Raw genomic sequence first — 10,729 nt, forward strand, 5'->3', positions numbered from 1 at the left:
GCGGGTCCCGCCCCGCGCGGCCGTCTGCTTCAATGGGGGCATGGTCGGCTTCCGGAGGCACCCCGCGACAGGTCGCCATGACCTCGAGCCCTTCTGGCCTTCCCGTCAGCACCACGACTTCGACCGGGTGTGTTGCCGCGCGATGAACGCGCCGGCCCTCTGAAGCCGCACACCTCGGCCTTCGGCCTGCGCGCACGACGTTCCTCTCCCAACGGACTCTCGCGCGAAAGAGCTGACAACTCATGGCGACCACTCGTTCTCTGTCCCCCGCCGCACCGCTCACCTCCCCGCACCCCTCACGGCAACGTCTGCGTGCCGTGGATCAGGACGAGGTGACCGACGTCGCGGACCTGCTGCCGCCGGGCGCCACCTGGCTGCCCGCTCCCCAGCACGTCCTGCCCACGCTGCCGGGGCAGCCGCCCATGATCGGCTACCTGGTACTCGTCCCGGCCGACCGGCAGCCGCCGGCGGCACAGGCCGTCGACGCCGGCGGTGACCCGCTCGTGCGCGTCGACCCCGTGCGGCGTACCGCCGCGGTCGACGGGCGTGAACTCGACCTCACCTACCTGGAGTTCGAGCTGCTCGCCCGCCTGGTGGCCCACCCCCATCGCGTGCACACCCGCGACCAGTTGGTCACCACGGTGTGGGGGTACGAATATGTGGGCGACGGCCGCACGGTCGACGTCCACATCGCCCGGCTGCGCCGCAAGCTGGGCCCCGGGCACCGGGACACCATCCGGACCGTCCGCAGGGTGGGATACAAGTACGCCCCGCCCGCCGGGCGTTGACCCCGGCCGCGGCACCCGGACTCTGCTGACGGCAGATCCCCCGTTCCGTCCCGCGGCCGTACCGGGCAGAGTCGTCGGCATGAGGCTGTTGATGCTGGGCGGTACGGAGTTCGTGGGGCGGGCCGTCGTGGAGGCGGCCCTCCGGCGCGGCTGGGAGGTGACCGTCTTCCACCGGGGACGGCACGAGCCGCTGCCCGGGGTGCGGTCGCTGCACGGCGACCGCACCGCGCCCGACGGGCTCAGCGCCCTCGCCGGGGCGGAGGGCGAGTGGGACGCCGTCATCGATACCTGGTCGGCCGCACCGCGTGCCGTGCGGGAGACGGCGCGGCTGCTGCGGGGCCGCGCCGGACGGTATGTGTACGTGTCGAGCTGCTCGGTGTACGAGTGGGCCCCGCCCGCCGGGTACGCAGAAGAGGCACCCCTCGTCGAGGGGGCCGACGCCGGTGCGGGGCAGACCGACTACGCGCGGGACAAGCGGGGCGGCGAGCCGGCCGTCGTCCAGGAGTTCGGGGCCGGACGTTCGGTGCTCGTGCGGGCGGGACTGATCCTCGGGCCGTACGAGAACATAGGACGACTGCCGTGGTGGCTGACCCGGATCGCACGTGGGGGCCCGGTGCCGGCGCCCGGGCCGCGGGACCTGCCTCTGCAGTACGTCGACGTCCGTGATTCGCGGTGTGGATCCTCCGGGCGGTGGAAGGGGAGCTGAGCGGGCCGTACAACCTCATGAGCCCGCGAGGTCACACCACCATGGGCGAGTTTCTCGAGGCGTGCGTGGGGGTGACCGGGTCGGACGCCGAGCTGCGCTGGATCGCCCCCGAGGTCGTCCTCGGTGCGGGCATCGAGCCGTGGACCCAGCTGCCGGTGTGGGTGCCTCCTGGCAGCGACATGCACGACGCCCTGCACGGCGCGGACGTGTCCAGGGCCCTGGCGACAGGACTGCGTTGCCGGCCCGTCGCCGCGACCGTAACCCGCACCTGGCGCTGGCTGCGGGACATCGGGGGCACCGCGCCCCAGCGGCCGGACCGGCCGGTCGTGGGGCTCGGCCGGGAGGTCGAGGCCAAGGTGCTCGCGGCGGCGGAGGAGGGTGTGTCCGGCACGACTCCCTGATCCGGGTGGGCCGCCCTGTCGAACCCGGCGATCGCCGAGCGACTTGTGGTGACGGAACGGGCTATCGCCAAACACACCTGCAATATCGTCGCCAAATGGGGACTTGAGGCGCCGGACGACGACAATCACGGTGCACTCACGGTGCTCGCGGTATTCGGGGCACGGCCGCTGGACTTCATTCAGCGGTTGTTCAGCGATCTCGGCCCCCATTGACCCTCATTCAAAAGTCGACACTTACCCCCCTCAACTGCCGTTGAAACATGGGCTTCTGTGACCATTGCGCCCGAATTGAACTCCCGGGCTTCTGATTTTTTCCAAGGTTTCTGAACACCCCACGAGCCCCACCCGTATGAGATGGAGCCGCTTCACTCCTGTCGGGCGCCTCGATGCCCCGCAAGGAAGTCAGAGGAGTTCCATGGGACGCAATACAAGGAAACGTCGCTCACCGCTGGCCGTTCGTGCCATCGCCGCCTCCGCGGCGCTGGCGGTCGCGGGCGGTGGGCTGGTCTGGGCGAATTTCTACGCCTCGGCAGGCGAGTCGTCGGACCAGAACAATGTCAAGGCCGCGGGCGCGCAGATCGCGACGATCGACTGCCCGGATGTCGGCCAGCAGCTCACCGATGTGCCGGACGGGGCTCGGGCGGGTGTTGACAAGGAACTGGCGAAGCTCGACCAGCAGGTCACCGAGGCTTACAAGCGTCTCGCGGACACGCGCCGGGACCAGGCGGCCGACCCGGGCTATGTCAACAACGCCATTCTCGGCCCGCTGAAGTCCAAGCGGACAGCCACCATCGACCGCATCGGCATCAACATCAGGAACGCCGGTGGTCAGGCTCCGCAGGACACCGGCCAGCTCGCCGAGTGCCAGGGCGTGGAGGCTGAAACGGCCGCGGGTGAAGGCCAGGACCAGGGCCAGAACCAGGACGGCCAGAACCAGGACGGTCAGGACCAGGGCGGTCAGGACCAGGGCGGCCAGGACCAGGGCGGCCAGGACCAGGGCGGTCAGGACCAGGGCAACGGCGGCCAGGCCGGCAACGGCCCGGTCGCGGCCGACTTCCAGGACATCACCCAGGTCCAGCCGAACGGCGGCCCGCAGGGTGTGAACGGAAACGGCCTCCCCGCGAACGGCGACAGCGGTTCGACCGGTACCTTCACCACGAACTGCGGTACCAACGAGAACGAGAACCGCAACTCGGACAACGTGATCGTCGCCCCGGGTGTCAGCAACGGTGCGCAGCACCAGCACGACTACGTCGGCAACCAGGCCAACGACGCCTTCGCGAGCGACGAGGACCTGAAGAACGGCGACACCACCTGCCAGAACCAGGGTGACAAGTCGTCGTACTTCTGGCCGGTGCTGCGTGTGCAGGACGGTCAGGACGACGTCGACGCCAACGCCCCCGGTGGTGGTCAGGACGGCAACGTCGGCACGATCATCCAGCCCGCCGAGGCTCAGCTGAAGTTCGTCGGCAACAAGACGAGCGATGTCGTCGCCATGCCGGAGGCCCTGCGCATCATCACCGGTGACGCCAAGTCCTTCGTGAACGGTCTCGGCAACGCCAACACAAACTGGAGCTGCACCGGCTTCGAGGACCGGCAGCTGACGGACAAGTACCCGATCTGCCCCGAGGGCAGCTCCGTGGTGCGGACGTCCAACTTCCAGAGCTGCTGGGACGGCCAGAACATCGACAGCGCCAACCACCGCACGCACGTCGACTTCGTCGAGGCGGACGGTAGCTGCGCCAACGGCTTCCAGGCCATCCCCCAGCTCCAGGTCCGCCTGGTCTACGACGTCGACGCCCCGCAGATCCAGAACGGGCAGGTCCAGAACGCCTTCGCGGTGGACTCCTTCCCGGACCAGCTGCACAAGCCGATCACCGACCACAACGACTTCATCAACTTCTTCGACGAGGCCACGATGAACGAGATGGTCGACTGCATCAACAGCGGTCAGGACTGCCAGTAGAGGCACCCGGCAACGCATGAGCGAAAGCCGGCGGTGGGAGATCCCACCGCCGGCTTTCGCTTGCCCCCCGGCCCCGCGCGGTCAACCCTTGTGAGAGCCACTGTTGTGGCTGCCGCCGGGGTTCATGTGGGCGGAGCCCTCTTCCATGGTCCCGCCGAGCGTGCCGCGCAGCGCCGTGACCGTCTTCTGCTCGCCGACGGCGACCCACTTGCGGCCGACGAGGTAGTAGCCGCCGTAGTCCTTGGCCCCGTTCAGCCACTCGCGCTGACCGCGGTCGGTGGCGAAGGTGGCGAGGACGAACTTGCCGTCGGAGTTCTTGCAGAGGGCCTGGCGGATCGTGTCCGCGTCCGTCTGCATGTTCGGCTTGCAGCCCGCCTCGCTGGCGATGTGCTCCAGGCTCCCCGTCGCGGTCTCGGGGACCTTCGCTTCCTTCTTGCCGTCGTCGGAGCCGCAGCCGGTCAGCACCAGCAGGGCGGCGAGCGCTCCGACCGCGCTCCCTGCCAGGCTCTTCCGCGTCACACTCATCCGTACCTACCTCCGGGTCCGTTCCGGCTCACGTCGCTGAGAGCCCCGGCAAGGGCCCTGTCCTTCGATACGGCCCACGCGCGCTCAACACTCAAATCGATCCTCGCCCCCGCCGCCCCTACCCGTCCCATCCTCAGGGGCTCCGCCCCTTCGACCCCGGCCAAGGGGGTTGCGCCCCCTGGACCCCCATCCTTTCGGGGCTCCGCCCCGGACCCCGTTCGGGGGCCGGCCGCCGGGCCCCCGGCTCCTCAAACGCCGGAGGGGCTGGATGGTGCGGGCGGCGCCGGATTCTCGCGGCCTGGGCTTGAATTTTCAGCCGAGGCCAGGCACATCCAGCCCGTCCGGCGTTTGAGGACGAGGCCGTCAGGCCGACAATCGGGGGTCTGGGGCCGCAGCCCCCCAGGGATGGGACGGGTAGGGGCGGCGGGGGCGAAACAACCCCGCACCCCGCCCACGGCAAGGTGACCATCAAAGGATTCGCTCGTTCTGCTGAACGTGCAGTCACAGGATGTCGCCCCACGCCCCCCAGCCCCCTCCACCGGCCCGGCCGTCGACGTCGGCCAGGCGGAAGCCGCGCTCGTCGAGCACTACCCACGCCTCGTCCGGCTGGCCTACCTCGTGCTGCCTCCCACCCTCGGCCGCACCCGCCGCGTCCTGACCGCCCACGCCCTCACCCAGCGCACGCTCCCCCGAGGCCGCTCCTCCGCCTCGGTGATCCCTGGCCCGGCAGCAGGCGGCGACGGCGGCCCTGGCTACGCCTACGTCCGCCTCCAGGTCCTGCGCACCGCACTGGAGGCCGGCCGCCCGCTGAGGCCGCGGCCCTGGCCCAAGCGGTCCCAGCTGCCGCCCCTGCTCCCCCAGGTGTGGGGCCTGCGCCTGTTCCCCCACCCGGGCGGCGCCGACGAACTCGCCCTGGACCAGCGCCTGTCGGCCCTCTCGGGCCCCGCACGGGCGGCGTACGTCCTGCGGGGACTGGAGAACCTGACCGAAGCGGACGTCCGGGGAGTGCTGGAGGCGGCCGGAGTCGAGGACCCGCAGTCAGCGCTGCGGGAAGCGGGTGACATCCCCCCGAAGCAGGCCGCCCTGCTCGACTCCCCCGAGTTCGACCCCTGTTCGCTCCAGGCCAGGCCCACCGACCTGATGCGCCGCCGGCAGCACGTGAAGGCCGCGCTCGCCGCCACGGCCGCTGCGGCCGTCTGCGGGGTGCTGTTCCTCATGCCCAGCGGCGGATGGGGCCCGGACGGCGCGGCCGCACCGCCGTACGCACGGAACCCGCACGCCGAAGCCGCCCTGGACCCGGGCAGGTTGACGAAGGCGTCGGCCACCGCCTGGAAGAAGTCCGCGCGCACCGACTTCGGGGTGTGGCCCGCCCGCGGAGCGCTCACCGGCGACAAGGCCCTCTTGCGGCGCGCGCTCGCCGTGTGGGCGCGTCCGGGAGAGTCCGTCCAGGTCTCGGCGACACCCGGCACCCCGGCCGGCGGGCCCCCCGGGCCGCCGCAGCTGCTGTACGCGGGCGAGGTCGGCTCCGCCCGCGTCGTGCTGCTGTACGACGGGCTGCGCGTCGCGCGGTACGCGGAACCGAAGGAGGGCACGGGCGGGACCGTGCTGGACTTCGCCCGGGTGGACGGGGCCACCGGAGCCGGGGCGAGCGCGGTGGTGCTCGACCGGGCCGACGGCAACGTCCGCTACCTGACGGCGCCCTGGGTGACGAAGACGGCCGTACGGGACCTGATGAAGCCGGGCGGCGGGACGTCGGAGCTCCCGGTGTCGAAGGAGGGGGTGACGGGTGTGTTCGCGAGTCCCGCGCTGCGACCGGGCAAGTGCCGTTCGTGGAACGTGCTCCAGCTGAGCGACGCCTCCGGGGCCCGGCTGCTGACCGACCTCGCCGAGCTGACTCCCGTGCACCTGACCACCGGGCGGCCGTCCGCTCCTCGCGAGGCGACAGGAGAGCGGCTCGGGACGTGGTCGCCGTACGCGTGCTCCCTGGCGGCCGTGCGGGCGCAGGGGGTGCGGTCCGTGAACGCCTGGCAGTACGCCCGGCAGTCGCTGCCCGACTGGTCCGGCACGGCGACCTGGGTGTGCACCAGGGCCGAGACGTGGCGGGGTGGTGGCGCGCGGGTGCTGGCCCAGTTCCGGGTGCCGGGCGCACGGTACGGGGCGGTCGCCGCCAAGGCCGACGGTTCCCCCGCGTGCGGCGCCCGTGACCCCCACCTCCTCGCCGGTGTGCTGTGGAAGTCGGGCGGGGGGACCTGGTACCTGCTCGCGGCCGGAGACCGGGGCACGGCCTCGGTGACCGCGAAGGGCAAGTACGGCGGATCCGCCCAGGGCAACGTGCTGGCGGTACGCGCGCGGCAGGGTGCCCACGCCGAGCTGTTGGGCACCCTGGCCGACGGCCGGCCGATCACCGGACTGAGGTGAGCACGTCGGTGATCGATGTGCGCTGAAGGTGTGAACAACCCTGGCTGCTCTGGCCCGTTGGAGACCGAATCCGATCGGTAAGGTGTTCGCATGCCAACCGGGGTTCGCCGCAGAATGGGTGTCGAGGAGCGGCGGCAGCAGTTGATCGGCGTCGCCCTTGAACTGTTCAGCCGACGCTCACCCGACGAGGTCTCCATCGACGAGATAGCGTCCGCCGCGGGCATCTCGCGGCCGCTGGTCTACCACTACTTTCCCGGCAAACTCAGCCTCTACGAGGCCGCGTTGCAGCGCGCCTCCGACGACCTGGCCGGACGCTTCCTGGAACCGCAGGAGGGCCCCCTGGGTGCCCGGCTGCTGCGTGTGATGCGCCGCTTCTTCGACTTCGTCGAGGAGCACGGGCCCGGTTTCTCGGCGCTGATGCGCGGTGGCCCGGCGGTTCCCGCGGACGGCCTGCGCTCCCGGGACGCGGTGTCCCGCACCAACGCGCTCATCGACGGCGTACGCCAGGCCGCCTACGACCAGATCCTCACCCACCTGCGCGTCGACGACCCGCCCGCCCGGCTGGAGCTGGTGATCCGCTCATGGATCTCCCTCGCCGAGTCCACGGCCCTGATCTGGCTCGACGGCCGCCGCATCCCCCGCCAGGAACTCGAGGCCCAACTCGTCCATGACTTCGCCGCGTTGACAGCGGTGAGCGCCGCGTACGACGCCGAGATGGCGGACCTCCTGCGCCGCATGCTCAAGGACGAGCCGCCGGACGGCCCGTTCACGGACCTGGTGGGCCGCTTGGTAGCGCTGGGGGCGACGCCCCGTTAGGGGCGCGGGGCCCGCGCGACTACACCTCGAACTTGCGGTACGACGGATCCAGATCCCGCACCTCGGCCGAGGCGTGCAACGCCACACCAGCGTCAGGCTTCACATGCTCGCGGAGCAACGCAAGCACCGCCTCCGTGAGCCGCACCTTCGTCTTCTCCGTACGCCCCGCCAGCAACCCCAACGTCACATGCACCACCGCGTGCCCGTCCCCGTCCCGCCCCACGGTCGTGTCCTGCGCCGCACGAAACTGCGTCTTGCAGGCCTCGTACTTCGCGGCGGCGATCTCCACCACCGCGTCGTGCAGGGCCAGCGCGAAACCGCGCCGGTCGAAGCCCTCGGAGAGCGGCGCGGAGTAGTCGACGGTGATCTGCGGCATGGGCACTCCTGTCCTGGGACCGTTGCCGCTCACCCTAACCGCAGCGCCAGCAGCGCGATGTCGTCCTCCCGGTCGCGCCCGAAGCAGTCCAGCAGCGTGTCGCAGAGGGCGGCCGTGCCGTGCGGGGCCTCGGCGGCGGCGGTGCGCAGCTGGTCCAGGGAGACCGCGAGGTCCGTACCGCGGCTCTCCACGAGCCCGTCGGTGACCATGAGGAGCCGGTCGGTGGGCTCCAGGACGATCTCCGTCGGCGCGGGCCGGTCGAGCCCGAGCCCGAGCAGCGGCCCGGCGGCCTCGACGTACGCGGCGCCGCCCTCGTCGCGGACGATCAGCGGGGGGATGTGGCCCGCGTTGGCGATCCGGGTGCGCCCGGTGGCGGGGTCGACCAGGGCCAGGCAGACGGTGGCCGTGCTGTCGGGATGGTAGAGCTGCAGCATCCGGTCGAGCCGCCGGGCGAGCTCGCGGGGGTCGGGTTCCTCGACGCAGTAGGCGCGCAGGGCGTGCCGGATCTCGACCATGACGGTGGCCGCGTCCAGGGAGTGCCCGACGACGTCGCCGACCGCGGTGAGCACGCCGCGGGAGGTGCGCAGGGCGGCGTAGAAGTCGCCGCCGATCTCGGTGTCACGGGAGGCCGGCACATAGCGGACGACGACGTCGACGCCGGGCAGTTCCGGCAGCCTCCTGGGCAGGAAGCTGTTCTGGAGGGTGAGCGCGATGTGGCGTTCCGCCTGGTAGAGGAGCAGGGGTTCGGCGGCGAGCGCGGTGGCGTGGGCGAGGCGCGCGACCAGGTTGTCGGTGCGCGGTGTCCGGGGCGCGGGCGCGGGTGTGGCCAGGCAGACGGCCGCCCTGCCGTCCTGGGTGTGGGTCACGACGAGCCGGACGTCGGTATCGGTTCGGGCGGGGAAGAGGCCCGGCGGCCAGAGCGGGGCGGGCACGACGGTGCCGTGCGGTCCGCCGGTCCGTGCCCCGATCCCCCGGATCAGCCGGACCACGGTCTCGCGTGCTCCGACGTCCCGGAGCACCGTGGCGGCCCGGCCGCGCCGGGTGCCGCAGTACAGCTCGCCGCTCTCGCCGACGACGAAGACGGCGGCCGGGCCGCCGGTGAGCCGGGCGGTGCCCTCCGCGGCCGCGTCCGCGAGCTCGCTCGGACAGCGTGCCGCCTGGACGGAGACGATGGTCTCCGACAGCAGCGTCAGGTGCCGTGCGACCGCCTCGGCGTCGCTGAGCATCCGGGCACCGCGCACGGCGGCCCGGACCACCGCCTGGATCTCCTCGGGCTCGGCGGGCACGGTCAGATAGGCCTCGCCGCCCGCCTCCAGGCTGCGGCACCGGTCGCTGGGCGCGACGGAGGCGGCGGAGAAGTGGACGACTGGCAGCGTGGCCATCGGTGGCACCGCCTTGAGCCGGCGGCAGAGTTCGAAGCCGCTCATGTCGGGCAGCCCGATGTCGACGAGGGCCACGTCGGGCAGAGCGTCCGTGCGCAGCCGTGTGTCGAGTTCGACGAGCGCCTCACCGGCGCTGGCGACGGGGACGACCCGGTGCCCGGCGCGGCTCAGTACGGCACCCATCGCGTACCGGCTGGCGGCCGCGTCGTCGACCACCAGAACTGTGCTGTCTGCTTGCTCGGCCATGCGAGTCCTCGCGGGCTGCCGGGGACGCGGTCGGTGGCGCGGGCTCCTGCACCCATGGGGTGCGGGGGCCCGCGCCACTCACGCTATTGGTCTACTCCGCGTCCCGGGCGAAGACGGCGACAGTACGCCCCGGAACGGCGAACGTGCCCGATTCCGCCGCGTAGGAAGAGGACTTGACGATAGGGTCCGCGCCCGAGGCCTGGACCGGGTGCAGCGCGTACGCCGTTCCGGCCGCCTCCGCGATCCGCTGCTCCTGCCGCTCGGGCGTCGCGTTGAGCACGACGACCAGGTCACCGAGGGCCATGGTGATGACGCCGGGCGTCTCGTCCTTGCCGGAGAGCGGGAAGGACAGCGCCGCCTGGACCTGGTCGGCGGCGCCGAGCGAGAAGACGTCCTCGGTGGTGCGGACGCGCAGCAGGTCCCGGTAGGCGGCCGAGGTTCCCCTGATCTGCTCGCAGCCCACCTCGACCGATGTCAACAGGGGCTTGGCATAAGGCCACTTGGATTCTTGTCGGTGGCCATCGGCAGTCCGCGCCCGAAGCCGTTGCCGTCCCGGCAGTCCCAGTGGATGGCGTTGAACCAGTCGCCGCTGTCGTAGGAGTTGCGGTCCAGTGACTTGGAACGCAGCAGGTCTGTGCCCGCCTGGGAGAGCGCCGGGCCCTGGGAGAGGGCGGCAGTCGTGAGGGCGAGGTGAGGTCGCAGTCCTCGCAGCCATCTCCGACGGCCAAACGCCCGGACACTCCGCGGCCGAGCGGACCGTGACGCCTCTGCCGCGCTCCGCGCCGCAGACCCAGGATGCGATTCCTCCCAGGCATGAACGCTGAACTCCTTGCGGCTACGGCTCGAACGGGTCCGACCCCACGCCACGGCACGGAAGGGCTTCGCTGCCGGGCGTCCGCGTGACGGTACCGCCAAGGAAAGCGTTACAGCAAGAGTAGTGAAAAACCGGCAAGAACTTTCATGACGTGGACGGGCCGCTGGCCTTTGTCGCCCCCGGCCCCTACCCGTCCGGCGGATTCCAGGGGTCGTTGCAACACGTGGTTGGTTGATCAGGCCGCGAGCAGTTTATGCAGGCGCTCGGCTGGGGTTTCCCAGTCGAGTGTTT

The 10,729-nt window shown here is 71.5% G+C and carries 7 protein-coding genes and 3 pseudogenes; 6 read left to right on the forward strand and 4 right to left on the reverse strand.

Annotation, left to right across the window (positions count from 1 at the left end; translation table 11 throughout):
- The first annotated feature begins 242 nt into the window (after positions 1 to 242).
- The 4 genes and pseudogenes from ACZ49J_RS12900 to ACZ49J_RS12915 all read left to right on the forward strand — a co-directional run bounded on the left by ACZ49J_RS12900 (position 243) and on the right by ACZ49J_RS12915 (position 3,861).
- The gene (locus ACZ49J_RS12900; protein ID WP_467451559.1) at positions 243 to 788 is read left to right on the forward strand and encodes a winged helix-turn-helix domain-containing protein; all 546 of its coding nucleotides are present in this window, start codon (positions 243 to 245) and stop codon (positions 786 to 788) included.
- A gap of 79 nt (positions 789 to 867) precedes the next feature.
- Positions 868 to 1,895: pseudogene (locus tag ACZ49J_RS12905) on the forward strand (SDR family oxidoreductase).
- Positions 1,896 to 1,913: 18 nt separating this feature from the next.
- Positions 1,914 to 2,045 (forward strand): annotated as a pseudogene (locus ACZ49J_RS12910) (DNA-binding response regulator); the annotation flags it as partial.
- A 265-nt stretch (positions 2,046 to 2,310) separates the two neighbouring features.
- Positions 2,311 to 3,861, forward strand: coding sequence for a DUF1996 domain-containing protein (locus ACZ49J_RS12915; RefSeq protein ID WP_467451560.1), 1,551 nt, complete (start codon positions 2,311 to 2,313; stop codon positions 3,859 to 3,861).
- A gap of 81 nt (positions 3,862 to 3,942) precedes the next feature.
- Here ACZ49J_RS12915 and ACZ49J_RS12920 read toward each other — a convergent pair whose 3' ends face one another.
- Positions 3,943 to 4,386 carry a hypothetical protein gene (locus tag ACZ49J_RS12920; protein WP_467451561.1) on the reverse strand — a complete coding sequence of 148 codons (444 nt, stop codon included), beginning with the start codon at positions 4,384 to 4,386 and terminating at the stop codon, positions 3,943 to 3,945.
- A gap of 495 nt (positions 4,387 to 4,881) precedes the next feature.
- Here ACZ49J_RS12920 and ACZ49J_RS12925 point away from each other — a divergent pair, with 495 nt between their 5' ends.
- Together ACZ49J_RS12925 and ACZ49J_RS12930 are read left to right on the forward strand one after the other, a co-directional pair.
- Positions 4,882 to 6,804 (forward strand): hypothetical protein, encoded by a 1,923-nt coding sequence (locus tag ACZ49J_RS12925; RefSeq protein WP_467451562.1) that lies wholly within the window; start codon positions 4,882 to 4,884, stop codon positions 6,802 to 6,804.
- Positions 6,805 to 6,894: 90 nt separating this feature from the next.
- Positions 6,895 to 7,620 carry a TetR/AcrR family transcriptional regulator gene (locus tag ACZ49J_RS12930; RefSeq protein ID WP_467451563.1) on the forward strand — a complete coding sequence of 242 codons (726 nt, stop codon included), beginning with the start codon at positions 6,895 to 6,897 and terminating at the stop codon, positions 7,618 to 7,620.
- 19 nt (positions 7,621 to 7,639) lie between these two features.
- Here the strand turns inward: ACZ49J_RS12930 and ACZ49J_RS12935 are convergent, their stop codons facing one another.
- The 3 genes and pseudogenes from ACZ49J_RS12935 to ACZ49J_RS12945 form a co-directional block, all read right to left on the reverse strand.
- A complete protein-coding gene (locus ACZ49J_RS12935) occupies positions 7,640 to 7,996 on the reverse strand; it encodes a 5-carboxymethyl-2-hydroxymuconate Delta-isomerase (protein ID WP_467451564.1) in 357 nt (118 codons plus the stop codon).
- Positions 7,997 to 8,025: 29 nt separating this feature from the next.
- Complete coding sequence (locus ACZ49J_RS12940; RefSeq protein WP_467451565.1) at positions 8,026 to 9,624, reverse strand: SpoIIE family protein phosphatase; 1,599 nt, start codon at positions 9,622 to 9,624, stop codon at positions 8,026 to 8,028.
- Positions 9,625 to 9,715: 91 nt separating this feature from the next.
- Positions 9,716 to 10,314: pseudogene (locus ACZ49J_RS12945) on the reverse strand (alpha-1,6-glucosidase domain-containing protein); the annotation flags it as partial.
- Between the last annotated feature and the right edge of the window lie 415 nt (positions 10,315 to 10,729).

The organism is Streptomyces sp. NPDC030840 (genome assembly GCF_055572015.1).